At 67.8% G+C, this 25,470-nt stretch carries 23 protein-coding genes and 1 riboswitch; of the genes, 14 read left to right on the top strand and 9 right to left on the bottom strand.

Annotated elements, in window-relative coordinates:
* Positions 1-10: 10 nt before the first annotated feature.
* On the bottom strand, positions 11-931 hold the full coding sequence (locus tag AB3347_RS17160) for an AAA family ATPase (RefSeq protein ID WP_369093001.1): 921 nt from the start codon (positions 929-931) through the stop codon (positions 11-13).
* 255 nt (positions 932-1,186) lie between these two features.
* Here AB3347_RS17160 and AB3347_RS17155 point away from each other — a divergent pair, with 255 nt between their 5' ends.
* The 5 genes from AB3347_RS17155 to ylqF all read left to right on the top strand — a co-directional run bounded on the left by AB3347_RS17155 (position 1,187) and on the right by ylqF (position 6,747).
* Positions 1,187-2,116 (top strand): histone deacetylase family protein, encoded by a 930-nt coding sequence (locus AB3347_RS17155; protein WP_369093000.1) that lies wholly within the window; start codon positions 1,187-1,189, stop codon positions 2,114-2,116.
* Between the two features lie 123 nt (positions 2,117-2,239).
* On the top strand, positions 2,240-3,133 hold the full coding sequence (locus tag AB3347_RS17150) for a hypothetical protein (protein WP_369092999.1): 894 nt from the start codon (positions 2,240-2,242) through the stop codon (positions 3,131-3,133).
* Positions 3,134-3,339: 206 nt separating this feature from the next.
* Positions 3,340-4,215, top strand: a complete 876-nt coding sequence (locus AB3347_RS17145; protein ID WP_369092998.1) for a hypothetical protein — start codon at positions 3,340-3,342, stop codon at positions 4,213-4,215.
* On the top strand, positions 4,205-5,443 hold the full coding sequence (locus AB3347_RS17140; protein ID WP_369092997.1) for a hypothetical protein: 1,239 nt from the start codon (positions 4,205-4,207) through the stop codon (positions 5,441-5,443). The genes AB3347_RS17145 and AB3347_RS17140 overlap by 11 nt, the downstream gene beginning before the upstream one ends.
* A 356-nt stretch (positions 5,444-5,799) precedes the next feature.
* A complete protein-coding gene (ylqF, locus tag AB3347_RS17135) occupies positions 5,800-6,747 on the top strand; it encodes a ribosome biogenesis GTPase YlqF (protein ID WP_369092996.1) in 948 nt (315 codons plus the stop codon).
* Between the two features lie 26 nt (positions 6,748-6,773).
* Here the strand turns inward: ylqF and AB3347_RS17130 are convergent, their stop codons facing one another.
* Positions 6,774-7,703 (bottom strand): hypothetical protein, encoded by a 930-nt coding sequence (locus AB3347_RS17130; RefSeq protein WP_369092995.1) that lies wholly within the window; start codon positions 7,701-7,703, stop codon positions 6,774-6,776.
* Positions 7,700-9,916 carry a M1 family metallopeptidase gene (locus AB3347_RS17125; RefSeq protein WP_369092994.1) on the bottom strand — a complete coding sequence of 739 codons (2,217 nt, stop codon included), beginning with the start codon at positions 9,914-9,916 and terminating at the stop codon, positions 7,700-7,702. The genes AB3347_RS17130 and AB3347_RS17125 overlap by 4 nt, the downstream gene beginning before the upstream one ends.
* A gap of 125 nt (positions 9,917-10,041) precedes the next feature.
* A riboswitch (cobalamin riboswitch) is annotated at positions 10,042-10,287 on the top strand.
* Positions 10,288-10,369: 82 nt separating this feature from the next.
* Between AB3347_RS17125 and AB3347_RS17120 the strand changes: the two genes are divergently transcribed.
* From AB3347_RS17120 to AB3347_RS17105, 4 genes are all read left to right on the top strand, one after another.
* Positions 10,370-12,349, top strand: coding sequence for a TonB-dependent receptor (locus AB3347_RS17120; RefSeq protein WP_369092993.1), 1,980 nt, complete (start codon positions 10,370-10,372; stop codon positions 12,347-12,349).
* Positions 12,349-13,236, top strand: a complete 888-nt coding sequence (locus AB3347_RS17115) for a cobalamin-binding protein (protein WP_369092992.1) — start codon at positions 12,349-12,351, stop codon at positions 13,234-13,236. Before AB3347_RS17120 ends, AB3347_RS17115 begins: the two co-directional genes overlap by 1 nt.
* A gap of 154 nt (positions 13,237-13,390) precedes the next feature.
* Positions 13,391-14,053, top strand: coding sequence for a thiol:disulfide interchange protein DsbA/DsbL (locus AB3347_RS17110; protein WP_369092991.1), 663 nt, complete (start codon positions 13,391-13,393; stop codon positions 14,051-14,053).
* Positions 14,050-14,394 (top strand): hypothetical protein, encoded by a 345-nt coding sequence (locus AB3347_RS17105; protein WP_369092990.1) that lies wholly within the window; start codon positions 14,050-14,052, stop codon positions 14,392-14,394. The genes AB3347_RS17110 and AB3347_RS17105 overlap by 4 nt, the downstream gene beginning before the upstream one ends.
* Before the next feature lie 28 nt (positions 14,395-14,422).
* Here AB3347_RS17105 and AB3347_RS17100 read toward each other — a convergent pair whose 3' ends face one another.
* Genes AB3347_RS17100 through AB3347_RS17090 form a run of 3 tightly spaced genes read right to left on the bottom strand, consistent with a single transcriptional unit; the run spans position 14,423 to position 16,619 of the window.
* Positions 14,423-14,728, bottom strand: a complete 306-nt coding sequence (locus tag AB3347_RS17100; RefSeq protein WP_369092989.1) for an antibiotic biosynthesis monooxygenase — start codon at positions 14,726-14,728, stop codon at positions 14,423-14,425.
* Complete coding sequence (lptA, locus tag AB3347_RS17095) at positions 14,725-15,294, bottom strand: lipopolysaccharide transport periplasmic protein LptA (protein WP_369092988.1); 570 nt, start codon at positions 15,292-15,294, stop codon at positions 14,725-14,727. The genes AB3347_RS17100 and lptA overlap by 4 nt, the downstream gene beginning before the upstream one ends.
* Positions 15,295-15,314: 20 nt before the next feature.
* The gene (locus tag AB3347_RS17090; protein WP_369092987.1) at positions 15,315-16,619 is read right to left on the bottom strand and encodes an ATP-binding protein; all 1,305 of its coding nucleotides are present in this window, start codon (positions 16,617-16,619) and stop codon (positions 15,315-15,317) included.
* A gap of 323 nt (positions 16,620-16,942) precedes the next feature.
* On the opposite strand from AB3347_RS17090, the gene AB3347_RS17085 reads away from it, so the two are divergent.
* From AB3347_RS17085 to AB3347_RS17075, 3 genes are all read left to right on the top strand, one after another.
* Entirely contained in the window at positions 16,943-18,178 is a 1,236-nt protein-coding gene (locus AB3347_RS17085; protein WP_369092986.1) for a protease complex subunit PrcB family protein, read from the top strand.
* Between the two features lie 67 nt (positions 18,179-18,245).
* Positions 18,246-19,091 carry a MipA/OmpV family protein gene (locus AB3347_RS17080; RefSeq protein WP_369092985.1) on the top strand — a complete coding sequence of 282 codons (846 nt, stop codon included), beginning with the start codon at positions 18,246-18,248 and terminating at the stop codon, positions 19,089-19,091.
* The gene (locus tag AB3347_RS17075) at positions 19,091-19,801 is read left to right on the top strand and encodes a hypothetical protein (protein ID WP_369092984.1); all 711 of its coding nucleotides are present in this window, start codon (positions 19,091-19,093) and stop codon (positions 19,799-19,801) included. Before AB3347_RS17080 ends, AB3347_RS17075 begins: the two co-directional genes overlap by 1 nt.
* A 43-nt stretch (positions 19,802-19,844) precedes the next feature.
* Here the strand turns inward: AB3347_RS17075 and AB3347_RS17070 are convergent, their stop codons facing one another.
* The gene (locus tag AB3347_RS17070) at positions 19,845-20,534 is read right to left on the bottom strand and encodes a response regulator (RefSeq protein ID WP_369092983.1); all 690 of its coding nucleotides are present in this window, start codon (positions 20,532-20,534) and stop codon (positions 19,845-19,847) included.
* A 239-nt stretch (positions 20,535-20,773) separates the two neighbouring features.
* Here AB3347_RS17070 and AB3347_RS17065 point away from each other — a divergent pair, with 239 nt between their 5' ends.
* On the top strand, positions 20,774-22,798 hold the full coding sequence (locus tag AB3347_RS17065) for a prolyl oligopeptidase family serine peptidase (RefSeq protein WP_369092982.1): 2,025 nt from the start codon (positions 20,774-20,776) through the stop codon (positions 22,796-22,798).
* A 55-nt stretch (positions 22,799-22,853) separates the two neighbouring features.
* Here the strand turns inward: AB3347_RS17065 and AB3347_RS17060 are convergent, their stop codons facing one another.
* Positions 22,854-23,924: a tartrate dehydrogenase gene (locus AB3347_RS17060; RefSeq protein WP_369092981.1), complete on the bottom strand. Its 1,071-nt coding sequence runs from the start codon at positions 23,922-23,924 to the stop codon at positions 22,854-22,856.
* An 88-nt stretch (positions 23,925-24,012) separates the two neighbouring features.
* On the opposite strand from AB3347_RS17060, the gene AB3347_RS17055 reads away from it, so the two are divergent.
* Positions 24,013-24,909 carry a LysR substrate-binding domain-containing protein gene (locus AB3347_RS17055; RefSeq protein ID WP_369092980.1) on the top strand — a complete coding sequence of 299 codons (897 nt, stop codon included), beginning with the start codon at positions 24,013-24,015 and terminating at the stop codon, positions 24,907-24,909.
* 1 nt (position 24,910) lies between these two features.
* Here AB3347_RS17055 and AB3347_RS17050 read toward each other — a convergent pair whose 3' ends face one another.
* Positions 24,911-25,372 carry a Rid family detoxifying hydrolase gene (locus tag AB3347_RS17050; protein WP_369092979.1) on the bottom strand — a complete coding sequence of 154 codons (462 nt, stop codon included), beginning with the start codon at positions 25,370-25,372 and terminating at the stop codon, positions 24,911-24,913.
* Positions 25,373-25,470 lie beyond the last annotated feature (98 nt).

Genomic DNA, 25,470 nt, shown 5'->3' with positions numbered 1-25,470 from the left:
CGTCTGCCATTTACACCGGAACCGATTTCTGCAGTTGCAGCACGAGGTCGCGGCTGGCCAGGGCCATGCCCTGGGCCGCCTTGAGCGGCCGCAGGCGGTGCGCGCAGACCGGCACCAGCACTGCCTGGATGTCCTCGGGGATCACGTGGTCGCGCCCCTCGAGCGCGGCCCAGGCGCGCCCGGCCTGCAGCAGCGCGATCGCGGCGCGCGGCGACAGGCCTTCGGCGAACAGGCCGTTCTGGCGCGACGCCTGGGCCAGCGCCTGCACGTAGGTGACCAGCGCCGCCGAGGCATGGATTTCCTTCAGCGCGCGTTGGGCCTGGGCCAGCTGCGCCGGCTGCATCGCCGGCTCCAGGGCCCGCAGCATGGCGCGGCGGTCCTCGCCCATCAGGAGGGCGCGCTCGGCGGCGGCGTCCGGGTAGCCCAGCGAGAGGCACATCAGGAAGCGGTCGAGCTGCGACTCGGGCAGCGGGAAGGTGCCGACCTGGTTGGCCGGGTTCTGGGTGGCGATCACGAAGAAGGGTTCGGGCAGGGGACGGGTGACGCCGTCGGCGCTGACCTGGCGCTCTTCCATGGCCTCGAGCAGGCCGGACTGGGTCTTGGGCGTGGCGCGGTTGATCTCGTCGGCCAGCAGCACCTGGGTGAAGATCGGGCCGGGGTGGAACACGAAGCCGCCGCTGTCGCGTTCGTAGACCGAGATGCCGGCCACGTCGGCCGGCAGCAGGTCGCTGGTGAACTGGACCCGGTTGAACTTCAGGCCGAGCGAGATCGCCAGCGCGTGCGCCAGCGTGGTCTTGCCGACGCCGGGCAGGTCTTCGAGCAGCAGGTGGCCGCCCGCCAGCAGGCAGGTCAGGGCCAGGCGGACCTGCTGGTCCTTGCCGACCACGACCTGGCTGACCTGGCGCGCGGCGGCATGCAGTTGATTGAACATGGTTGGGTTCCGGTGATTCGTTCGAAGCGGTGCTGCGTTTGCAAATAAAGCCGGCAAACAGGCTGTCAAGCCTGACAGGGCGAGCAGGACGGGGCAGCGTGCCGGCTCCCCGCATGGTAGATTAGCGCCATTGGCAAGCTTTATACTCCATCGGCAACAAGCCCGTGCACCGATTCTATGCGAGAACGGCCGCAAAGGTGTGCTATGGATGAGCTGGCACGAACCAAGCGGCAAACGACCAACGCGACGAGCACGATGAGCACAGCAATCTACAGCCACCCCGACTGTCTGCGGCACGAGATGGGCGACTGGCACCCCGAAGCGCCGGCGCGGCTGCAGGCGATCGACGACCAGCTGATCCTGGCGCGCCTGGACGGCCTGTTCGAGCAGCGCAGCGCGCCGCTGGCCGACCTCGAAGACGTCCTGCGCAACCATACGCCGGGCGCGGTGGCGCTGGTGCGCGACCAGGTGCCGGCCGAGGGCGACTACTATCCGCTCGACGGCGACACCATCCTGTGCCACCACAGCTACCGGGCGGCGCTGCGCGCGGCGGGCGCGGCGGTGGCGGCGACCGATGCCGTGATCGCCGGCGACATCGACAACGCCTTCTGCTCGGTCCGCCCGCCGGGACACCATGCAACCCCGACCGAGCCGATGGGTTTTTGCTTCTTCAATAACGTCGCGATCGCGGCGCGCCACGCGATGGAGGTGCACGGGCTGGAGCGCGTGGCCATCGTCGACTTCGACGTCCACCACGGGAACGGCACGGCCGCGGCCTTCCGCGACGACCCGCGGGTGCTGATGGTGAGCCTGTTCCAGCACCCGTTCTATCCCTACTGCGACCCGGAACCATACACGGCCACCAGCGTCAACGTGCCGGTGCCGGCCCTGTGCGACGGCGAAGCGGTGCGCAAGCTGGTCAACGAACTCTGGCTGCCGGCCCTGCATGCGCACAAGCCGCAGATGATCTTCATCTCGGCCGGCTTCGACGGCCACCGCGAAGACGACATGGGCGGCATCGGGCTGGTGGAGGCGGACTACGCCTGGATCACGCGCCAGATGATGGCGGTGGCGAAACAGTATGCCAAGGGGCGCATCGTCAGCTGCCTCGAGGGCGGCTACGCGCTGTCGGCGCTGGGCCGCAGCGTGGTGGCGCACCTGAGGGCGCTCGCCGAACTCGACTAGCGTGCGCGGCTGCCCGCGCAGGGCATCGGCAAGCTCGGCGCGGAACGTCCTGCGCGGTCTGCACATCTAATCCTTCACGGCTTCGCCACCTCATGCGCGGAGCAAACGACAAGGAGAAGAAAAGTGAGACCGATCCGTACCTTCTGCGCGCTGTTCCTGTTTCTGGCATTTACCTTCGCATCGGGCCTGGCAGGCGCCACCAACTACACCCTCTGGATCAACGGCCGGGCCGGCGGCGCCGTCGGCGCCGTCGGGAACTACGACGACTTCAGCTACTGGGGACCGGCCTCGACCCCGGCCGGCATCAACAAGAAGGCCGTCAACTGGGACGGCCGCAGCAGCATCGCTTCCCAGAGCGGCAAGGTGCGCGACGCGCTCGACTGCTTCTGCACCGGTGGCAACTGGTGCTACGTGGTCACCTACAGCGCCGGCGACCTGATGATGGGCTACCTGCTTGCCAACTACGGCGGCTCGACCCGCTTCAGGAAGAACGCCAGCCCTAACGCGAGCGGCGTGTGCGGTAACGGCGACGGCGGCACCCAGATCGGCTGGAACATCCGCTGGGTGCGCGCCGCGGCCGGCGCCGCGGGCGGCTCCGAACTGTCCGACGCCGGCTCCTGGACCACCTCCGAGCCGCTGGTGCAGGACCTGCGGACCACCACCGCGCGCGCCATGTACAACCACAACGCGACGCGCAACATCTGGTTCTACATGTACGCCGGCGCCAGGGGCACGCTGTACTCGGGCCTGCTGCCCGGCCAGGACGACGAGGTCGTCGCCTACCACAGCAGCGGCGGGGTGGCCGGCAGTGCGGGCCGCTCCCTGTGCAACCCGGGCGACTGGTTCTGCAACGACCTCACCCTCGGCACCGCCGACAACCAGGGCGGCAGCGCCAAGTGGAGCTATCACTCGGTGCTGTTCCGCGACGACGGCGAAGACTACAACCACTACACCAAGGGTAACTGGGGCGGGGTCGTGGGCGTCGTGCGCAATGCGGTGGTGAGCAGCGCGCAGTAGCCTTCCATGTCGCCCGGCAAACCTGGGGCAATGCCGCCGGCATTGCCCTTGCGCATGCACAATCTCCAATTAAAAAATGCGATGCCGGACGGCTTCACAACACTGCCAATCGTGCAAATTGACACGTCTGTATGTCGGGCGTACTGTCGATCTCAGCCGTAGTCTGGCGACAAACTGCGGCCAACAAAACCATAAAGGAGAAGACAGTGAGACAAATACGCATGTTGTGCGCGCTTTGCCTGATGTTGGTGACGAGCTGGGCGTCCGCCGCGAATTACACCCTCTGGATCAACGGTCGCACCGGCGGCGGCGCGATCGGCAACTACAACGATTTCACCTACTGGGGCCCGTCGACCACCGCGGCCGGCGTCAACAAGAAAGCCGTCAATTGGGACGGCCGCAGCAGCATCGCCTCGCAGAGCGGCTACGTGCGCAATGCGCTGGACTGCTTCTGCACCGGCAGCAACTGGTGCTACGTCGTCACCCACAGCGCCGGCGACCTGATGATGGGCTACACGATGGCCAACTACGGCGGCTCGGCGCGCGTCAAGAAGAACGCCAGCCCGAACAGCAGCGGCGTATGCGGCAACAGCGACGGCAGCTCGCAGACCGGCTGGAACATCAAGTGGGTGCGCGCCGCCTCCGGCGCGGGCGGCGGCTCGGAGCTGTCGGACGCCGGCTCCTGGACCACCTCGGAACCGCTGGTGCAGGACCTCAAGACCACCACCGCGCGCGCCATGTACAACCACAACACCACCCGCAACGTCTGGTTCTACATGTACGCGGCCGCCAAGGGCACCGCCTATTCGGGCATCCTGCCGGGCCAGGACGACGAGGCCGTCGCCTATCACAGCACCGGCGGCGTGGCCGGCAGTGCCGGCGGCTCCTACTGCAACCCGAGCGACTGGTTCTGCAACGACCTGACCCTCGGCACCGCGGCCAACGAGGGCGGCAGCGCCAAGTGGAGCTACCACTCGGTGGTCTTCCGTGACGACAGCGAAGCCTACAACCACTACGCCAACGGCAACTGGGGCGGGATCGTGGGCGTCGTGCGCAGCGCCGTGGTGAACAGTGCCCTCTAGGCCGCACCGTGCACTGATCGGGCCGGGCGTGGCGGTCGCGGTGGCGCTCGCCGTCGCGCTCGGCCTGTGGCTCGGCCGCGGCGAGCCCGCGCCGCCGCCCCAGGCGGCGTCGAGCCCGCCGCCGTCCGGTCCGCAGTTCTTCGGTCAGGTGGCCGCCGCCGGCGCCCCGCCGGTCCCCGGTGAGCGCGCCGAGCGGCGCCGCCAGCTGCTGGAACAGGTCCAGCTCGCCGACCACACCTATTGCAGCTACCGCGAAGGCAGCAAGTACCCGAACGAGTCGCGCCCCGCCGCGCAGAACCCGGACCAGCTGCAGCCGAACCAGCCGATCGCCGAGATGAACCCGATGCGGCTCGAGGGCGGCGGCAGCGACGCCAATGTCTTCCTGCAGACCTCGCAGTCGCATGTGTACCTGGCCGCCGGCGAAGCCGCCGCGTTCTCGCTGCGCGCGGTGAACGCGCAAGGAGCAAGCGTGCCGCTCGTGATCACGCGCGCGGTGGCGCAGGGCATGACCTATGGGAACAGCCGCCCGACGCCCCAGGTGGCGCTGTCTTTCGCGGACGATGGCAGCGGCGCCGATCCGGTGGCAAACGACAATGCCTTCGCCGGCATCCTGGCGCCGGGCCAGACCGGCCTGGCGGGTTTCCACGGCACCATCCGCACCGAAGTGCGCTACAGCGCCGGCGGACGCAAGGGCTTGGCCCTGTTCGACGTGATCTATACGCCGGTGCTGCCGGCCAGCTGGACCGGCCAGGTGCGCGAAGCGGTCGAGAACGGCTCGCTGAGCTTTTACCTGGGCCTGGACGTGCGCCAGCCCGGCCGCTACGTCGTGACCGGCCGGGTCGACGATGCGCGCGGGCGGCCTTTCGCGCTGGCTAACTTCAACGAGCTGCTCGGGGCCGGCGCGCGCGAAGTGAAGCTGACCGTGTTCGGCAAGCTGATGACGGACGAGCGGCCGGCGCTGCCCTTGCGCTTGCGCGACGTGGACGGCTACCTGCTGCGCGAGAACGTCGACCCGGACCGCCTGCTGGTGCCGCGCCTCGCGGGGCCGGTGTTCGCCAGCCGCACCCGCAGCATGAAAGGGGTGTCGGACGCGGAGTGGGAGAGCGAGGAGCGCTCGCGCTACCTGGACGAATATGCGAAGGACCGCAAGGCCGCGCGCGAACAGCTGGCCGCCTTCGATCCGGGCCAGCCGCTGCCGCCGGGCGACTGCGCGCCGGCCGCGCAGTAAGCGGCCCGGCGCCGGTCGCCGGAATCCGGCCGGATCGGGTCGAACCCAGGCCAGAATCAGGCCAAAATCGGGGCGAACTCAGCCCTGCAGCAGCGGAAAGCGTTCGACCAGGCAGGCGACGCCGACCATCGCGCACAGCATGCCGAACGCGACCCAGCGCGCGAGCGAAGACTTTGGTGGTGCTTGCATGGCGATTCTCCAGTGCGGGCCCGGCGGGCGAAAACCCCAGTGTGCGCCGATGCACGGCGAATGCGTTGCAGAGGATCAACAGCCCGGTACTTGCGCTCCGTCTGTTTCTTCTCCAGGCAGCGTCCAGCGTAAAATAGCGGCCTGATTGAAGATTGAGAAAGCATACGATGTCGATACAATGGTTCCCGGGGCACATGAATGCGGCCAAGAAGGAAGCCGCCGAGCAGATGGAGAACACCGACCTGGTGATCGAAGTGCTCGACGCCCGCCTGCCCGAGGCGAGCTGCAACCCGCTGGTGGAGCAACTGCGCAAGTTCCGCCAGCGTCCTTGCCTCAAGATCCTGAACAAGACCGACCTGGCCGACCCGGTGGCCACCGCGGCCTGGAAGGCCTTCTATGATGCCCAGGAAGGCGTGACCGCCTATCCGATGACGACCAAGAAGCCGGCCGACGTCGCGCGCATCCCGGACATCTGCCAGTCGCTGGCGCCGCACCGCGGCGTGCCGACCAAGCCGCTGCGCATCATGATCATGGGCATCCCGAACGTCGGCAAGTCGACCCTGATGAACGCCCTGCTCAAGAAGCGGGTGGCCAAGGTGGGCGACGAACCGGCCGTCACCAAGACCCAGCAGAAGCTCTACCTCGGCAAGCACATCGTGCTGGTCGACACCCCGGGCATGCTGTGGCCGAAAATCGCCATGGCCAGCGACGGCCTGATGCTGGCGGCGAGCCATGCGGTGGGCTCGAACGCGCTGATCGAAGAAGAGGTGGCCGAATTCCTGGGCAACCTGCTGCTCGAGCGTTATCCGCAGTTGCTCACGGCGCGCTACGGCTTCAAGACCGAGGGCCTGGACGGCATCGCCGTGATCGAGCACGTGGCCCAGCGCCGCGGCTTCCGCGTGCGCGGCGGCGAGTTCGACTACGAGAAGGCCGCCCACGTGCTGCTGCACGACTACCGCACCGGCGCGCTGGGGCGGATCAGCCTCGAGACGCCGGACACCCGCGCCGCCGCGCTGGCGCGCCATGCCGCAGAGATGGCGGAGAAGGCGCGCATCGCCGAAGAGAAGGCGGCGCAGAAGGCCGAAGAGGCGATGCGCGGCAAGCGCGGCACCTGAGCGCTAGCCGTCGGACGGGCGGCGCTTCAGCCCGCCCGACGAAGCGCCGCACCGGAAGCCAGCGCCATCAGCGCGAACAGACGCGCGCAGCGCATCCAGGCCAGCGCCAGCACCGCCAGCTGGGTCAGCAGCAGCCCGCCGAGGAAGCTGCCCGCGCCCAGGGCGGGAACGTTCAGCCGCGCCACCGCCAGCGCGCCGGCCAGTCCCAGCCCGAGGGCGCTGATCCCGAAGTACAGGCCGAAGCCGGCAAGGGGGCGGCGCGCCAGCAATCCCAGGCCGTCCGCCCAGGCCAGCACCGCCGAGCTGCGGCGGCGGTCCAGCGCCAGCACGGCGCGCCCGGCGTCGAGCGTCGCATGGGCCAGCAGCACGAGCAGGCCGGCGACCAGCGCCGCGGCAAGCGCCGCGCGCTCCACCGAGGATTCGAGCACGGCGCCGGGCTGCTCGGCGAGCGTGGCCACCATCCCGCCAAGGACCCCGGCCACGCCGAGCGGCACCAGCGCCCACACCAGCATGCGCAGCAGGCGCCCGTATTCGCGCACGCCGCCGGCGGCCAGCGCGGCAAAGCCGAGCGGCGCCGGTGCGCGCGCGGCGGTGATGGCGGCGCCGGTCAGGAGCGGCGACAGCAGCAGGGTCATCGCGAGCGCAACCAGGCCGCCGGCGCTCAGGGCGGAAGCATGCTGGCCGTGCAGGCCGACCACGTCGGCGATGGCCACCAGGTCGAGGCGCCTGGCCAGCGCCGGCGCGCCCACCGTGCGGTCGAAGGCCGCGCCCAGCATGGTCCAGAGCGGCAGCGCGGCGACCAGGGTCGGCAGCAGCAGTGCCAGCAGCCAGAGCAGCATCAGGCGCCATTGCAGGGCAGGGCGGATCGCCTGCATTACACCGGCGCGGCCGGGCGGCCCGGCAAGCTGCGGGGACTGCGGCGCGAAAGGATCGGAAATGGCGGTCGTGGTCGTCATACGGTGGCGATCAGGGACAGGATGAGTTGGAAAAGGGCCGCCGCGTCGCTGGTCCAGCGGGTCGAGGCGCTACGGTCCGGGGTGATGCTGCGGCTGTCGTCGAGCTTGTTCACGTCGAGGTAATGGCTGCGGCGCGGGTCCAGTTCGGCCGACACGGCGCGGGCCGGCTTGACCCAGCTGAACGTGCGCCATTTTTCGTCGGGCGAGGCGGCGCGCCACTCGACGGTCTCGCTGCTGCCGTCGGCAAAGCGCACCACCAGGGTCTGCGGCACGGCCGCGCCGTCGCGGCGCACGGTCACCTCGGTGCGCCAGGGGAAGGGGCCGCGCCCTTCGCCGGCGTTCGGGTTGGCCTTGTTCCACTGGGCGCGCCGCGCCGCGATGCGCTTGTCCACCTCCGCCTGCGAGGCTTCGATGCGCTTGCCGTCGACCAGGCGGGTGCCGGCCAGCGGCAGCTCTTCCTCGCTCGACAGTTTGGCCACCTTGTCGTCGACGCGCATCGCCGCATAGACCTGCTGCGCGAATACCTGTTCGACCGCGGCGCGCTCGCCGCTGCCGTCGGCCAGGGCCTCGCGCAGGTCGGCCAGGCCCGGGTGGCGGAACTTCCAGCGGCGGTAGTATTCCTTGAAGCCGCGCTCCATCGCCTCGCTGCCGATGCGCTCCTCCAGGTCGCGCATCACGATGGCGCTGCGGCTGTACACCGGTCCGATGCCCTGCAGGCGCTGCCAGGCATTCTGGCCGGGCGCATCGAGCGGACGGTCGCGCGGGGCCGCCAGGCGCATGAAGTCGAAGCCTTCGAAGCCCGGGTCGACGCCGATCCGCTTGAGGAAGGCCGGCGCCGGATACACCTGCTGGCGGCGCTCGCGCATCATGCGGTTTTCCCAGTAGGCGTTCAGGCCTTCGTCGAGCATCGGTTCCTCGAACTCGTTGCTGGCCAGGATGCCGTAGAAGTAGCCATGGCCGAACTCGTGGATGGTCACGGCGTCGAGCTCGTACTCGGCCAGCGATCCGGACGGCACCCGGGCGTAGCCGGAAGCGGTGATGAAGGTCGGGTACTCCATGCCGCCGGCCTCCTGCGCGTTGTAGGGCGGAATCACCACGGTGAGCGTGCGGTAGGGGTAGGGGCCGAGCATGCGCGAGAAATACGCCAGCGAATCCTTGGCCGCCTTCATGGCCGGCTTGGCGCTGGCCTCGTACTCGGCCGGATACAGCACCTGCACGGTAACGGTCGGGCTGCCCGGGCCGGTCCAGGTCTCCACCAGCGGACGGCCGCTGCGCTTGTCCGCGGTCCAGGCGAAATCGTGCACGTCGTGCTGCACGTAGCGGTGCGTCAGCATGCCGTCCTTTTCGCTGGGTGCGCCCTGCAGCTCGCCGGTGGCGCCCACCGTATAGCCCTTCGGGACGGTCAGGCTCACGTCGTAGCTGCCGAAATCGGCGTAGAACTCCGACTCCATGTGGAATTCATGCGCGTTCCAGCGCGGCGCGGTGGCGCCGCGTTCGCCCGGCAGTTCCAGCACCGCGATCTTCGGGAACCATTGCGCGACCAGGTGGAAGCTGCCGTAGTAGCCGGTGCGCGCGATCACGCGCGGCAACTGGGTGGTGAAGGCCATGTCGAGCGTGGTGGAGGCGCCCGGCGCCACCGCCTCGGGCAGGTCGAGGCGCGCCACCGTGTGGTCGGTGGCCGGGCCCCCGTCCGGCTGCACGAAGCGCCACGGTACGGCGGCGCCGCCCTGGCTCACGCTGCGCAGGGCGATGTGGCCCCATTCGCCGTCGTCCATGCCGGCGCCGCTGCGGAAGCGTTCGCCGCGCCGGCGCTGCTCGGTGAAGAAGCTGCTGCCTTCGCCCTCGAAGGCATTCATGTACAGGTGCACGTAGATGCTGCGCACCGGGACCGCGCTGCGGTTGCGCCAGCTGAGCTGCTGGCGGCCGCTGACCAGGTGCTTGACCGGGTCGAGGCTGGCGGCGATGCGGTAGCTCACCACCCGGTCGGACAAGGTCGGCTGGTCGCCGTTGCGGATGCCGCCCCAGGCCTCGGGGCTGCTGGGCACGCCGACGGCGGCGGCGTCCGGCGCCGCCAGCGCGATGCCGTCGAGCGAAGGCGTGGCGGCGGGCGGCGCCGCGTCGGCCCGGGCGAACCAGGCCAGGGTGGCGCCGGACGCCAGTACTGCGGCGACCAGAAGCGCGCGGTAGCCTGGTCGGCTTCCTCGTATCTGCATGCAAGACTCCCTTGATGAATATCATTTTTGTATGAGGGCGACTATAGCCAGAAGCTTGAACAATTTCCAAGCGTTTAGGATAGAAGCACAAATAAAGGCAACGAAATGCGGAAAAGCTTGTCAGGTTATAATCCCGGCGTTCTGGTGCCCGCGCATGCCCTCCGCATGCGCAGTTAAACGGGAAACACGAGGCAAAGGCGCTGCGCGCCGGCGCCGAGGTGTGCTGCCCCCGCAACGGTCAACAAGCGTCGCCGCGCCCTGTCGGGCGCGGTCGGCAGGCTGCTCCGATTACCACTGTGCCCAGGCGGCATAGGAAGGTGGAGCAGTCGGTCTTGCAAGCCCGGATACCGGCCAGACAGGTGGAAGCGGCGGCGCGAGCATTGCGCGCGGCGGCTTCCGTTGAACTCCGGTGTGCGGGGACGCAGGCCGGTGCCATTACCGAGAACATCCAACATGAAATCTGCTGTCGTTCCACGCAGCGCGCCGGCCTTCAAGCCGCTCGCGCTGGCCTGCGCCTTGTCCGTCCTTGCCGCCCACGCCCCGGCCCAGGAAACCCTTCCCTCGATCGTCATCACCGGGGCACGCTTCCCTGCGCAAACCGCTGCCGCGCCGATCGGCGCCACCGTCATCACCGCCGAGGACATCCGCCGCGCCGGCGCCACCGACGTCAATGCCGCGATCCGCAAGGTCGGCGGCGTCTACGGCCGCCAGAGCCTGGACGCGTCGCCCGACTTCGCGCTCGACCTGCGCGGCTTCGGCGCGAACGGCCCCCAGAACATGGTGGTGCTGGTCGACGGCGTGCGCCTGAACGAGAACGAACTGACCAACGCCATCCTGTCGAGCATCCCGGTGGACACCGTCGAGCGCATCGAGATCCAGCGCGGCGGCAGCAGCGTCTTGTGGGGCGAAGGCGCGACCGGCGGCGTGATCAACATCATCACGCGCCGCGGCGTCCAGGGCGGCACCCACGGTTCGCTGTTCGCCGAAGCCGGCCGCTTCGACGCCCACGACCTGCGCGCCTCGCTCAGCCATGGCGCCGGCCCGCTGTCCTTCGACCTGGCCGTGGCCGACCGCGGCACCGACAACTACCGCGCCAACAGCGCGTTCAAACAGAAGACCGCCAGCGGCGGCGTCCAGTACAACTACGGCGCCGGCAAGGCCGGCCTGCGCTTCGAGCGTTCGGAGCAGGATGCGCGCTTCCCGGGTTCGCTGACCGAGGCGCAGTTCCACGCCGATCCGCGCCAGGCTTCGACCCCCGACGATTTCGGCAGCCTCGAAACCGACCGCGTCACCGCCTTCGTCGAGCACCGCATCGGCGGCCTCGAGCTGGCGGCCGAGCTGTCGCAGCGCGAGCGCGAGGTCAGCGCCAACTATTTCTACACCGGCGGCGTCACCCGGGTGGCGTATGACGCCAGCCAGACCCAGTTCTCGCCGCGCCTGCGCCACACCGCGACGATCGGCGACAAGCGCAACGAGCTGGTCGCCGGCATCGACCTGGTGCGCTGGGACCGCCAGACGACATCCGACTTCTCGCTCGGCGACGCCAAGCAGGATTCGAAAGCCGTCTACCTGCGCAACGAAGTCCTGTGGAATGCGCCGCAGTATGGGCTGCAGAATGCGCGCCTGGCCATCGGCGGCCGCCACGAACGCTTCACCAAGGACTATTCGGACCCGCTGGCCTACCCGCCGGTCGTGAACGAGCACCGCAGGCAGTCGATCAATGCCTGGTCGCTCGAAGGCAGCGTCGACCCGCTGCCGCAACTGACCGTGTTCGCCAGGCTCGGACGCAGCTACCGGATCGCCAACGTGGACGAGAACAGCCTGCGGGGCGGGCCGGAAGTGCTGGCGCCGCAGATCTCGCGCGACCTCGAGCTGGGCGTGACCGCCGGGTCGGCCGCCCGCCAGCTGACGGCGCGCCTGTTCCGCCACCGCCTGACCGACGAAATCTTCTATGACCCGACCATCGGCTGGGGCGCCAATACCAACCTCGATCCGACCCGCCGCCAGGGTTTCGAGCTGGAAGGACAGCATGCGCTGACCGAGGCGCTGCGCCTCACCGCCAAGTGGCAGCGCGTGGACGCCGAATTCACCGGCGGCCCGAACGCCGGCCGCGAGATGGTGCTGGTGCCGAAGAACGTGGTCACGCTGCGTGCCGCCTGGACGCCCGCGAGCGGCCACAGCGCCGACATCGGCGCCCAGCGGGTGGACAGCCAGCGCTACGGCAGCGACTTCAGCAACGGCTGCGGCGCGCGGATTCCGTCCTACACCACCCTTGACGCGCGCTACGCCTATCGCGTTGGCGGCTGGGAAGCGGCCGTCACCGCGCTCAACCTGGCCGACCGCCAGTACTACAGCAACGCCTTCGGCTGCCGCGCGGGCATCTACCCGAGCGACGGCCGCCAGCTGAAGCTGTCCTTGCGCTACGACTTCTGATGCGCGCGCCCCGATTGCTGGCAGCGCTGCTGCTCGCCTGCGCCGCGTTCGGCGCCCGGGCCGCGGTAAGCGTGGTCGACGATGCCGGCCGCCGCGTCACGGTGCAGCAGCCGGCCCGGCGCGTCATCTCGATGGCGCCGCACGCGACCGAGCTGCTGTTCGCGGCCGGCGGCGGCAGGCAGGTGGTCGGGGTGATGAACTACAGCGACTACCCGGAGGCGGCGAAGACGCTCCCGCTGGTCGGCAGCAACAGCGTGATCGACATGGAGCGGGTGCTGGCGCTGAAGCCCGACCTGATCGTGGTCTGGCACACCGGGAACACGGCGCGCCAGATCGCCCAGATCGAGTCGCTGGGCGTGCCGGTCTTCCACAGCGAGCCGCGCCGCCTGGCCCAGGTGGCCGACAACGTCGAGCGCCTCGGCCGCTTGCTGGACACCGAGCCGGCGGCCGCGAAAACGGCCGCAGCGCTGCGCGCCAGGCTGGCCGCGCTGGAGGCGCGCTACGCCAGGCGGGCGCCGGTCACGGTGTTCTACCAGATCTGGGACCAGCCCCTGTACACGCTCAACGACGCGCAGATCGCCAGCGATGCGATCCGCGTCTGCGGCGGACGCAACGTGTTCGGCGGCCTCAAGGTGGTGGCGCCCGAAGTCGGCATCGAGGCGGTGCTGGCGGCCGATCCGGAAGCCATCATGGCGGGCAAGCGCTACGATCCGGCCAATCCTGGCCTGCGCCTGTGGGAGCCGTACAAGAGCATGACGGCGGTGAAGCGGGGGAACCTCCTGACCGTGGACGGCGAGTTGCTGACCCGGCCGGGGCCGCGCGCGATTGACGGCGCCGCCCGCTTGTGCGAGGCATTCGAGGCGGTGCGGCAGCGGCGGCCGAAGTGACTTCGTGAAAAGATGGGGTTCGATTCGTCGCCAGGAACGTAACACCCGGCGTTAATTCGGTAAGCAAATGCAAAATTCAGCCCTTCCTCAGAATGAAGGGTCGAAAAAGTGGTAATCTCCCGGCGTTTGCTCAATCAATTGTGGAAGGAAAGCTATGCGTTCTCTGCGTTTTGCCCTCATCGCCGCCACCATGGTCGCCAGTACCGCGTTCGCGTCGCCTGCCGACCCGAAGAACGGTGTCGACTACCAGACCCTGAGTGCGCCGCAGCCGGTGCAGGCAACGGGCAAGAAGGTCGAGGTCATCGAATTCTTCGCTTACCACTGCCCGGCATGCAACGCGCTCGAGCCGACCCTGAACCAGTGGGTCAAGAAGCAGGGCGACAACATCGTCATGCGCCGCATCCACCTGCCGTTCCAGGGGCCGGCCGATCCGGAAGCGCACCTGTTCCTGACCCTGGAAGCGATGGGCAAGCTGGAGGAATACCATCCGCGCGTGTTCCAGGCCGTGCACGTGCAGCGCCAGCGCCTGATGAAGGACGACCAGATCATCGAATGGGCGGCCAAGAACGGCCTGGACAAGGCCAAGTTCATGGAAACCTGGAATTCGTTCGGCGTGACCACCAAGCTGCGCCGCCTGCAGCAGATCTCGAGCAACTACAAGGTCAGCAGCACCCCGACCATCGTCATCGATGGTAAATACGTGGTGTCGCCGGGCCAGGTTGGCGAAAGCAACAAGATCCAGGGTCTGGCCGAAACCATGCAGGCGACCACCCAGGTCATGGATGCACTCGTCAAGAAGGCAGCCGCCAGCAAATGAGCAAGGACGTCGAACGCGAAGTCCTCAAGATGTACGACGGGTCCCGGCCCAACGAGGACGACTTGTTTGAGACCAGCAATGTGAACCACATCGCGTGGTCGATGGCGGTGTTCTTCGCGGGCCTGTCGATCTGGCTCGCGATCGCCCTCGTCAATGCCGAGAACCAGCGCTACGCCCTGATGACCAACAAGTGCCCCGATCCGCTCTTCAAGGGCGGCATCGACAAGGGCTGTCTCGTGACCGTGCATTCGCGCGACCACTGGTGGGAACACCTGTGGTACGGCATCACGCACGTCACCGGCAAGCCCGAGCACACCGAGCGCTATCCCTCCAGGCGCTGACCTGGCGCGCCCAGCCTCGCGCCCAGCCTCATATTGCACCTCCATGGAGCACCGTCGTGTAGTGCTCGACGGTCGGGAAGGGATCGTAGAAATGGTGCAGCAGGGCCTTCCACTCCTGGTAGCCGGGCGAGCCGCGAAAACCCACCGTATGGTCCTCGAGCGTCCGCCAGTTCACCAGCAGGACGTAGCGGTCCGGCCGTTCCAGGCAGCGCTGCAGCTGGTGCGACACGTAGCCCGGCATGCCGGCAATGATGCCCGAGGCGCGGCGGAAGGCCGCTTCGAACGCGTCCTGCTGGCCGGGGCGGACGTCGAGGGTGGCGACTTCGAGGATCATCGCGCCTCCGTGCCGGCCACCGCCGGCGCCGGCGGCGGGCGGCGCTTCGACTGCAGGATGATGGTGTTGCGGCCGCCACCCGGGCGGTCTTCGCCGGTGCTGGTATTGCGCAGGGTGAACTCCTCGGTGCGGCTGTCGTAGGAGATGTATTCGCCCTCGGCCTCTTCGGTCTGGAATCCGTCCAGGCTGCGCCGCACTTTCGCCTTCGAGAACAGCTTGACCATGCCGGTGCGGTCGTCGTACTCGACGCGGTCGGCTTCGCCCTCCATCCAGCGCTCGCCCGGCCCGTCGGCCTTCTGGCGGAAGCGCACCTTCCTGCCGGGCAGCGCCTCCAGCAACAGGCGCTGGTAGCCTTGCGCCGAATCCTCGACCCGGCCGCCGTCGGCCTCGATCTTCAGGGTGCCGCGGGTGAGCTCGACGCCGCCGGCCACCGTGAAGGTGCCGGTCAGGCTGTCGGCGTCGCAGGCGCGGCACACGATCCTGGTGGGGCGATAGGCGTCGGCCTTCTCGGCCGCCGCCTGGCCCGCGGCGGCGAGCAGTAGCGAGGAAAGGACGAATCGTTTCATGCGGTCTCCTGGATGTTTTCTCAAGCGGGCAGGGTGATGACGAAGCGCGCTCCGCCCAGCGGCGAGCCTTCGGCGTGCAGGCTGCCGCCGTGCAGCGCCACCGCCTTGCGCGCGATCGACAGGCCGAGGCCGAAGCCGCCGGTGGCGCGGTCGCGGCTGCGGTCGAGGCGGTAGAACGAGTCGAAGATCTTTTCGCGCTCGTCCGGCGGGATGCCCGGTCCGTCGTCGTCCACCGTGATCTCGACCGCGCCGCCGTCGACGCGCGCGGCCGACAGCAGGATGCGGCCGTGCGCGTATTTCTGGGCGTTGCGCAGCAGGTTGCAGACGGCGCGCGCCAGCAGGCGCCGGTCCATCGCGAATTCGCCCAGGTCATCGGCAAGGGCGCAGTCGAGCGCATGCGGCGAAGGCGGCAGCATGCCGGTGCATTCATGCAGCAGCTCGGCGAGCGCGCCGGGCGCCGCCTGCAGCTGGCGTGTGCTGTCGAGCTTGCTCATGTCGAGCAGTTCGTTGACCAGGGAATTGAGCTCGCGCAAATCGCCTTCCATCGCCGCGATGCGCTTGCTCAGGTCCGGATCCTTGGCGCGCGCATCCAGCAGTTCCATGCCGAATTCCAGCCGCGCGATCGGCGTGCGCAGCTCGTGCGAGACCGAGTGCAGCAGGCTTTTCTGGGCTTCCAGCAGATCCTCGATGCGGTCGGCCATGTGGTTGATGCGCTCGGCCAGCGGGTAGATGCTGGCCGACGGTTTCATTTGCGAGCGTGCGCTCAGCCTGCCACTGCCGAATTCGTCCGCCACGCGCGACAGCGACTGCAGCCCCTGCCAGTGCGAGCGCGACCACAGCGCGATCGGCACCAGCAGCGCCACCGCCACGATCACGTAGCGCAGCGCCTCCATCTTGAGCGCCTGCCCGATGTCCACCGGCAGGTTCTGCGCCCGCAGCACTTCCTCGTGGCTGCCGATGTAGCGTTCGCCCTCCAGGTCGACGCGGCGGTAGAAGCTGCGGCTGGCCGGATCGAGCACGAGTTCGCCGCGATCGAGCTGGGCGCGCCGGCCGGCGGGGAGGGCAGTGCGTGCCTCGGCCAGCGGGATCAGGTCGTAGCGTACGTTGGACACCACGCGCACGTTGTTCAGGCGGGCGAGCCATTCGTCCGCTGGCGCCTGGTCGACATACTGTTCCAGCAGGAAGATCTGGGCTGCGGCCTGGCGGCGCGCGATGTCCTCGAGCGGGTCCCCGAACAGCCTGCTGAAGGCAAAGTAAATCACGAAGGTCGCCGCCGTGATCGACAGCATGACCAGCACGAAGAAACGGAAGAATATCCGGTTCACATGCCCATCCTGCACGACCAGCGGTTACGGGAAGCTGCCCAAGACATAGTATCTCCTTGACAGCATTGTATAGGAGCAAAGCAGCATGTTGGTTGCAAATTGGTACTTCATTGGTCCCCTTGGGTGCCTTACAAATTGATGACAATTCCTCGACAGTTCGAGGGGGACTGCGTTGCCGGGAATTCTTACCATGCTCGTATCAGGTTCAGGATTATCTGGTTTTCCGTTTGCCCGCCTGATATGCGAGTGTCGGCGGGTTTTTTTATTCCTAAGGAAGCGATCGGTGCGCAAGCAGGCACCGGCTACAACAAGTGGAGAAGAAGATGAGCATGCTTGGACGCACACTTGTCACCGCCGCGCTAGCCGGCCTGACCCTGGCAGCCTGCGGTGGCGGCGACGGCGCCTCGGAGATGGGGAACCGCCAGGCATCGCGCGGCATCGCCGTCGGCGAGCCGAATGGCGGCGTTCCGGTCGTTTCCGAGTACATCAAGATGGCGCAGGGCGCCAGCTGCGCGTCGACGCGCAACAATCTCTATGTGATCGACAGCAAGTACGTGCTGTGGGACCGCGCCGGCAGCTGCGCCGACAATGCCTACGGCCAGCAGCTGATGGGCCCGACCCCGGAAGCCGTGCTGTGCACGGCAGGCCAGACCATCGCCGGCCCGCGCACCAGCTGCAGCGACGACAGCGTGCGCGCGCTGTTCGACACCATGCTGAACAACCTCGACAAGGCCGACCTCGGCCTGGGCGCCGGCCACAAGGTCGAGCCGATCGGCTTCCTGCCCGAGTCGGGCACCCCGATCGCCTACAAGACCATCGTGAGCGAAAGCTTCTCGAACATCGCAACCCCGCGCGAAGTCGTGATCAGGGACGCGGCCGCGTGGTCGGCCCTGTGGGCCGAGCACAGCAAGACCGGCAGCGCGGCGCCGCCGGTCGACTTCTCGCGCAACATGCTGGTGGCTGTGTTCCAGGGCAGCGGCAATCCCGGCTGCGGCAGCTTCGACGTGGTGTATGCCGGTTCGCACGAGGGCAAGGTGCTGGTCGAATACGAAATGCGCGACATGTCGCCTGTCATGGTGTGTCCGGCAGTTGTCACCCAGCCGATGCGCGTGGTGTCGCTGCCACGCGTCGATGCGTCGGGCGTCGCCACGCCGGTCGAGTTCCGCAAGATCGTGTCCCCGTATCTCAACTTCACGACGGTCGAACCGGCGCTGCGCACCGCCATCGACACCCAGCGCAACGTCGTCGTGCGCGACGAGGCGGCCTGGGCCAGCCTGTGGGCCGAGCACGCGGGAGCCGGGCATGCCCTGCCCAAGATCGATTTCAGGGAGCAGATGGTGATCGGCGTGTTCCGCGGTCCCAAGCCGAGCACCTGTCACGGCGGTGGCATCAGCGCCGTGTCCTTCCGCGACGGCAAGCTGCAGGTCGGCATCACCGATACCGAACCCGGTCCGGATGTCGTCTGCGGAATGATGATCGTCTACCCGGCGCACCTGGTCGTGGTGAAGCGCAGCGAGGCGCCGGTTGAATTCGTCACGGAAACTCGTACCCGGCAGTAACAATGCGTGAGAGTTCGGCTTGCCCGACGTAAAATGTTGGTTTGCCGAACTCCGGATTGTTGAAGACATGAAAAAGCTTTTCGCCCTGGTCCTGGCTGTCTCGGGCAGCGCCGCAAGCGCACAGACGCCGACCACCAACCCGATGCCCGATGGCAGCCGCGATATGTATGCGGGGCTGGGCGTCGTGTCGGCGCCGCGTTACGAGGGGGCGGACAGCAGCAAGACGAGGGCGCTGCCGGTGCTGCAGGTCCAGTGGAGCAACGGCATCTTCGTGTCGGGCATGAGCGCGGGGATGCACCTGTCCGACAGCCCGACCGTCGAATTCGGCCCCTTGCTGGCCCTGCACCCGCGCCGCAACGAATCGGGCACCGGCGGCGGCATTGGCCAGCTCGAGGGCGCGAGCAGCCTGCTGCCGACCTCGGTGCGCACCTTCGGCAGCGAGAATCCGCTGGCGGGGATGGACGAGATCGGGCTGCGCCTCGAGGGCGGCGGCTTTTTCAACTATTACCTGTCGCCGCAGTGGCGCCTGACCAGCAGCGTGCTGGCCGGCGCCGGCACCGACCGCAAGGGCGTGCGCGGCGAACTGGGCATCCAGCGCCTGGCGATGCAGGTGGCCCCGCACCACACGGTGTCGGTGTCGGCCGCCCTCGGCTTCGCCAACCGCGCCTACCAGCAGAGCTACTTCGGCGTCACCGCCGCGCAGGCCGCCGCCAGCGGCAATCCCGCATACCGTCCGGACGGCGGCCTGAAAGACGTGCGCATCGGCGCGCGCTGGAATTGGGCGCTGTCGCCATCCTGGATGCTGAGCTCGAGCGTGCAGGCAGCGCGCCTGACGGGCGACGCACGCCGCAGCCCGCTCGTCGAGCGGCCCAACAACCTGACGGTTTCGACCGCCTTCGCCTACCGGTTCTGATGATGCGACTCGCTCACGCCACCGCATGCGTTTGCTTCCTGAGCACGGCCAGCCTGGCCGCGGCACAGGCGCAGCCGCAGGCCGCGGAATGGGCGAGCTACCGCGATGCCTACCGTGCGGTGGTGGTGTTCGACAAATACGGCGGCCACAAGAACCACCTGCAGAACCACCTGCAGCTGGTGCCGCGCGATCCTGCGGCCATGCGGGCCGCGCTGGGCGAGGGCCTGCAGCTGGTCCTGAGCGGCAAGACCGTGCAGACCAGCCTCGCGCTCGACCCGCTGGGCCGCGGCGTGCTGCCGCTGTCGAAGGCGGCCTACGACGAGAACGCCGTGCTGGCGCCGAACCGCCGGATCGGCCCGTTCAGCCTGCGCTCCCGCGTGACGATCGCCCCGCAGGCGGACAATATCTACGACAGCGCCGAGCTGCGCGCCGCCTGCGAGCAGGCGCTCGGCTTCGCCCGCTACGTCGATGCCACTGCGCGCTCGCGCCAGTGCGTGGGCGTGCGCATGGTGTTCCCGAAGAAGGGCGTGGAAACCGCAGTCAGGCTGCGCCGTCCCGAGGGCGAGCAGCCGCTGCCGGTCGTAGCGGGACCGGCCTTCGCGGGCGACCCGGAGACCGATTTCCCGGGCGTGACTTACCGCTTCAGTACCGAGCGGGCGCAGGTGATCACCTATAGCGCGCCGCTGGCGATCGTGCCGCTGTTCGAATGACAGCTTGTCGCGGGATGGCCGGCCGCGCCGGCCATGCGGGGATTCAATTCCAGGCCGACGGCGAGAACAGGTAGCCTTCCCCCCACACCGTCTTGATCTTTTCCGAGTCGGCATCCTCGAACTTGCGGCGCAGCTTGGAGATGCAGTTGTCGATGCTGCGGTCCAGGCCGTCGAACTCGATCCCGCGCATCTTCTTGAGCAGGGCGTCGCGCGACAGCACGCGGCCGGCCGCTTCGGCCAGCACCAGCAGCAGCTTGTATTCGGTATTCGACAGCACGCAGGGCTCGCCGCGCCAGACCACGCTGCGGTCGGTCGTGACGATGCGCAGCGCGCCGAACTGCAGCACGCGGGCGTCGACGCCGCCCTTGGCCTGGGCGGTGCGGCGCATCAGGGCGCGCAGGCGCGCCAGCAGCACGCGCGGCTGCACCGGCTTGTTGACGAAATCGTCGGCGCCCTGTTCCAGGCCCGAGACTTCGTCGTAGGAATCCTCGCGCGCGGTCAGGATCAGGATCGGCACTTCGGACAGTTCGCGGATCTGGCGGCATACCACCATGCCGTCCAGTCCCGGCAGCATCAGGTCGAGCACCACGACGTCGGGCAACAGCGCCTTGAAACGCTCCAGCGCCTGGTCGCCGCGGCTGACCAGGTCGACCGCGAATTCATAGCCAGACAGGTATTCGGTGACGAGTTCCGCCAAACGCGCATCGTCTTCCACCAGCATCACTCGGTACATGTGTATCTCCTTCGTCCGAGATTGTATAAGACTCATTGCTTTACAGCACAGCCCCTACAAAGGGGGGACATTTGCATACAGTTCGATGACAATGATGCGGAACAGCGGCAGCGACCGGAACATCTTACCCGCGGCCGCGCTTGTCTGCTGGCCTGTTTTGGGTGCTTCCGGCAGGCGCGACATCGTGTAAAGTTGTAACGCAGTAATACCAACAACCCTTTCGTCATCGGAGACACCGGATGAGACCTGCACGCCGCCCGCTCGGGCTGACCCTGATTGCCACCCTGTTGATTGCCGCCGGCCCCGCATTTGCTCAGGACGCGGCCCAGAATGCGGCCCAGCAAGCCAGCGTCGCGCCGCCCGCGGCGATGGTGCTGGAGAACGTGCCGCCGGTAGCGGCCAGCCTGGCCAGCCGGGTGGCGCAGTACAACGAATTCAGGCCGACCTCGTATGCGTCCTGGCACCCGACCAAACTCGAGATGATCGTCGCGCGCCGCCACAACAACACGCCGCAGCTGTTCCGCGTGGCGAAGCCCGGCGCGCCGCTGCAGCTGCTGACCGACTACGCCGAACCGGTGCGCAGCGCCCAGTTCGAGCCGCGCCACGGCAAGTTCTATGTGTTCGGCCGCGATACCGGCGGCAACGAGGTGTTCCGCGCCTATCGCCGCGATGCGGCGCTCAAGCCGGGCAGCAGCGATGCGATCCCGATCACCCCCGACAACCGCCGCGTGCAGGACACCGCCTGGGCGAAAACCAGCGGCAGGCTGCTGTACGTGACGGTGCCGGTGGGGCGCCAGGGCTCGAACGACCAGATCAGCTCCACCGTGAGCATCGTCGACCCGGCCCAGCCGGAACAGGTGCGCATCCTGGCCGAGCTGCCGGGCGGCGGCTGGGGCGCGTTCGCCTTCTCGCACGACGAGAAGCAGCTGGTGTACAGCGAGTACGTGTCGGCCAACGAGTCCTACCTGTGGCTGATGGATGTCGCGAGCGGCGAGAGCCGCCGCATCACTGAAAAAAGCGCGGAAAAGAACGGCAACGAGACCGTGGCCTACGGCGGCGCCGTGTTCTCGCGCGACGGCAAGGGCCTGTTCGTCACCAGCGACCGCGGCTCCGAATTCCGCCGCCTGGTCTACCTCGACCTGGCGACCGGCAAGGAGACCGTGCTTACCCCGGACATCAACTGGGACATCGACGAGATGGACCTGAGCGATGACGGCAAGCTGCTGGCCTTCGTGGCCAACGAGGACGGCCGCAGCGTGCTGCGCATGATGCGTACCGCCGACCGCAAGCTGGTGGCCCAGCCCAGGCTGCCGATGGGCGTGATCGGCAACATCGCCTGGCACCGGGACAGCCGCCACCTGGCCTTGTCGCTGTCCTCGGCGCGCAGCCCGTCCGAGGTCTACAGCATCGATGCGAAGAACGGCGCCGTGACGCGCTGGACCCGGCACGAGAAGATGGCGGTCGACATGGACAAATTCGTGGAGCCGTCGCTGGTGCGCTGGAAGTCCTTCGACGGCCGTGAGATGTCGGGCTTCGTCTACCGTCCGTCGGCAAGCAAGTTCCCGGGCAAGCGCCCGGTGGTGATCAACATCCACGGCGGACCGGAAGGGCAGTCCACGCCCGGCTTCCTGGGCCGGAACAACTACTACACCGACGAGATGGGCGTGACGGTGATCTATCCGAACGTGCGCGGCTCGACCGGCTACGGCAAGAGCTTCCTGAAGCTCGACAACGGCAAGCTGCGCGAAGATTCGGTGAAGGACATCGGCGCGCTGCTCGACTGGATCGCGACCCAGCCCGACATGGACGCCTCGCGCGTGGCGGTGATGGGCGGCTCCTACGGCGGCTACATGACGCTGGCCGTGTCGACCATGTACGCCGACCGCATCGCTGCGGCGGTCGACATCGTCGGCATCTCGAACTTCGTCACCTTCCTGGAGCGCACCGAAAGCTACCGCCGCGACCTGCGCCGCGTGGAGTACGGCGACGAGCGCGATCCAGGCATGCGCGAGTGGATGGAAAAGACCGCGCCGGCCAACAACGCCGCCAGGATCAAGAAGCCGCTGTTCGTGGTGCAGGGCAAGAACGACCCGCGCGTGCCCTGGCAGGAGGCCGACCAGATCGTGGCGACGGTGAAGAAGAACGGCACGCCGGTGTGGTACATGACGGCGAACGACGAAGGACACGGCTTCGGCAAGAAGGCGAATGCCGATTACCTGTTCTATTCGACGATCGATTTCTTCAATACCTACCTGCTCAAGTGAGCCAGCGAGGCTAGGCGTTTTTCGTAGGGTGGGCGGCTATGCCGCCCACCCTACGTCAAACCGAGGCGAGGTATTCGGCGACCGCCTTGCCCACCTCGGTGGTACTGGCCGTCCCGCCCATGTCCGGCGTGCGCGGCCCGTTCACCAGGCAGTGCTCCATCGCGCGCACGATCGCGTCGTGCGCCTCGGTGTAGCCCAGGAAGTCCAGCATCATCGCCCCCGACCAGATCATCGCGATCGGATTGGCGATGTTCTTCCCGTAGATGTCCGGCGCCGAGCCGTGCACCGGCTCGAACAGCGAAGGGAAGCGGCGCTCGGGATTCAGGTTGCTCGAGGGCGCAATGCCGATCGTGCCGGCGCAGGCAGGGCCCAGGTCCGACAGGATGTCGCCGAACAGGTTCGAGGCCACCACCACGTCGAAGCGCTCCGGCGACAGGACGAAGCGCGCCGCCAGGATATCGACGTGGTACTTGTCCCAGCGGACCTCCGGATAGGCGCTTCCCACCGCGGCGACGCGCTCATCCCAGTAGGGCATCGAGATCGCGATGCCGTTCGACTTGGTGGCGGCGGTCAGGTGTTTCTTCGGACGGCGCTGGGCCAGCTCGAAGGCGTATTTCAGGATGCGATCGGTGCCGTGGCGGGTGAAGACCGCCTCCTGCAGCACCAGCTCGCGCTCGGTGCCTTCGAACATGCGCCCGCCCACCGACGAGTACTCGCCTTCGGTGTTTTCGCGCACCACGTAGAAGTCGATGTCGCCCGGTTGCTTGTTCGCCAGCGGGCAGGGCACGCCCGGCATCAGGCGCACCGGGCGCAGGTTGACGTACTGGTCGAATTCGCGGCGGAACTTCAAGAGCGAGCCCCACAGCGAGATGTGGTCGGGCACGGTGTCGGGCCAGCCGACCGCGCCGAAGAAGATGGCCTCGCAACCATCGAGCTGCGCCTTCCAGTCGTCCGGCATCATCTGGCCGTGCTGGAGGTAGTAGTCGCAGCTGGCCCATGCGAAGTGGACGAATTCCAGCGCTATGCCGAAGCGCGTGCTGGCCGCCTCCAGCGCGCGCAGGCCTTCCGGCATGACTTCCTTGCCGATGCCGTCCCCGGCGATGACGGCGATCTTGTGCGTTTTCATTGCTGCTCCTGGTGTCGATACACCTCAGCTTAGCAAGAAAACGATCTGTTTATAATCGCCAGCATCGTAGCCTCATAAAACACGAATCGTGAATAATCTGGAAAATGGTGACCTGCGGGTGTTCGTCACGGTGGTGCGCAAGGGCAGCTTCAGCGCGGCGGCCGAGGAGCTCGGCATGTCGGCGGCGTTCGTCAGCAAGCGCATCGGGATGCTGGAGCAAAGCCTGGGCGTGCGCCTGTTCGAGCGCAGCACGCGGCGCATCCTCATCACCGAGGAGGGCGAGCAGGTCCTCGGCCGCGCCCAGCTGATCCTCGAGCAGCTCGACGAGATGGTCGACGAGCTGGCCGAGCGGCGCCGCGAGCCGGCCGGACGCCTGCGCATCTGCAGCAGCTTCGGCTTCGGCCGCAAGGTGGTGGCGCCGGTGATCGCCAGGCTGGCGGCCAGCCACCCGAAACTGCAGATCCGCTTCGAGGTCTTCGACCGGCTGGTCGACACGATTGCCGAGGGCTTCGACCTGGACGTGCGCATCGGCGACGACATCCCGCCCCAGCTGGTAGCGCGCAAACTCATGGACAACCACCGCATCCTGTGCGCGTCGCCCGGCTACATCGCCCAGCACGGCATGCCGGCCTCCTTGCAGGAACTCGCCGGCCACCAGTGCCTGGCGATCAAGGAACGCGAGCATCCCTTCGGCAGCTGGCGCCTGCGCGGCAGGGACGGCGAAGAAGAAACGGTGCGGGTGTCCGGCGCGCTGTCGACCAACCACGGCGAGATCGCCTTGCGCTGGGCGGTGGAGGGCGCCGGCATCGTGCTGCGCTCGCTGTGGGATGCGCGCAGCTACCTGGACGCGGGCAGCCTGGTACAGGTGCTGCCCGCGTACACCCAGCCGGCCAGCGTGTGGGCTGTGTATCCGCAGCGACTCGCCGGGTCGGGCCGGGTGCAGGTGTGCGTGGACTTCCTGCGCCGGCAGCTGGCGCAGGATTAAGCTAGCGCCGGCCGGCGACGATCGCGATCTCGATCTTCGCGTCGCGCGGCAGGCGCGCCGCCTGGATCGTGGCGCGCGCCGGCGGGTCCTGCTTGAAGTACTGGGCGTAGACGGCGTTCATCCCGGCGAACTCGTTCAGGTCCTGCATGTACACGGTGCTCGACAACACATCCTCGAAGCCGAGGCCCTGCGAGGCCAGCCCGGCGCCGATGTACTCGAGCACCCGCCTGGTCTGCTCTTCGATGGTGGCGCCCTCGAGTGCGGTGCCGGCCTTGTTGAGGGCGATGATGCCCGAGAAGTAGATGTGATTGCCGTAGCCGATCATCTGGGAGTACGGGCCGATCGGCGGGTAGATCTGGTCGGTCTTTAAGACCACCTTGTGTGGCGCCGGCGTGGTGCAGCCGCCCAGCGCGCAGGCGCCCGCGCCGATGCACAGGGCCATCAGGAATCGTTTCGTGTCCATGGATTCTCCTAAATAAAAGGCACGCCTTGAATGCGACGTGGCTCTTATTAGACTCCGCAGATGGGATGCGCCGGGCTGAACCGGTACTTAATTGATGA

It is taken from the genome of Massilia sp. X63, from assembly GCF_041023745.1.
Lineage (GTDB): Bacteria > Pseudomonadota > Gammaproteobacteria > Burkholderiales > Burkholderiaceae_D > Telluria.
This window is presented reverse-complemented; position numbering and strand designations above follow the sequence as displayed.

Coding starts and splice junctions, on each gene's coding strand:
- AB3347_RS17070 (WP_369092983.1), bottom strand. CDS start 20,534: ATGTACCGAGTGATGCTGGTGGAAGACGATGCGCGTTTGGCGGAACTC.
- AB3347_RS17060 (WP_369092981.1), bottom strand. CDS start 23,924: ATGAAAACGCACAAGATCGCCGTCATCGCCGGGGACGGCATCGGCAAG.
- AB3347_RS17065 (WP_369092982.1), top strand. CDS start 20,774: ATGAGACCTGCACGCCGCCCGCTCGGGCTGACCCTGATTGCCACCCTG.
- AB3347_RS17155 (WP_369093000.1), top strand. CDS start 1,187: ATGAGCACAGCAATCTACAGCCACCCCGACTGTCTGCGGCACGAGATG.
- AB3347_RS17130 (WP_369092995.1), bottom strand. CDS start 7,703: ATGACGACCACGACCGCCATTTCCGATCCTTTCGCGCCGCAGTCCCCG.
- AB3347_RS17115 (WP_369092992.1), top strand. CDS start 12,349: ATGCGCGCGCCCCGATTGCTGGCAGCGCTGCTGCTCGCCTGCGCCGCG.
- AB3347_RS17110 (WP_369092991.1), top strand. CDS start 13,391: ATGCGTTCTCTGCGTTTTGCCCTCATCGCCGCCACCATGGTCGCCAGT.
- AB3347_RS17080 (WP_369092985.1), top strand. CDS start 18,246: ATGAAAAAGCTTTTCGCCCTGGTCCTGGCTGTCTCGGGCAGCGCCGCA.
- AB3347_RS17120 (WP_369092993.1), top strand. CDS start 10,370: ATGAAATCTGCTGTCGTTCCACGCAGCGCGCCGGCCTTCAAGCCGCTC.
- AB3347_RS17125 (WP_369092994.1), bottom strand. CDS start 9,916: ATGCAGATACGAGGAAGCCGACCAGGCTACCGCGCGCTTCTGGTCGCC.
- ylqF (WP_369092996.1), top strand. CDS start 5,800: ATGTCGATACAATGGTTCCCGGGGCACATGAATGCGGCCAAGAAGGAA.
- lptA (WP_369092988.1), bottom strand. CDS start 15,294: ATGAAACGATTCGTCCTTTCCTCGCTACTGCTCGCCGCCGCGGGCCAG.
- AB3347_RS17050 (WP_369092979.1), bottom strand. CDS start 25,372: ATGGACACGAAACGATTCCTGATGGCCCTGTGCATCGGCGCGGGCGCC.
- AB3347_RS17100 (WP_369092989.1), bottom strand. CDS start 14,728: ATGATCCTCGAAGTCGCCACCCTCGACGTCCGCCCCGGCCAGCAGGAC.
- AB3347_RS17075 (WP_369092984.1), top strand. CDS start 19,091: ATGATGCGACTCGCTCACGCCACCGCATGCGTTTGCTTCCTGAGCACG.
- AB3347_RS17160 (WP_369093001.1), bottom strand. CDS start 931: ATGTTCAATCAACTGCATGCCGCCGCGCGCCAGGTCAGCCAGGTCGTG.
- AB3347_RS17105 (WP_369092990.1), top strand. CDS start 14,050: ATGAGCAAGGACGTCGAACGCGAAGTCCTCAAGATGTACGACGGGTCC.
- AB3347_RS17085 (WP_369092986.1), top strand. CDS start 16,943: ATGAGCATGCTTGGACGCACACTTGTCACCGCCGCGCTAGCCGGCCTG.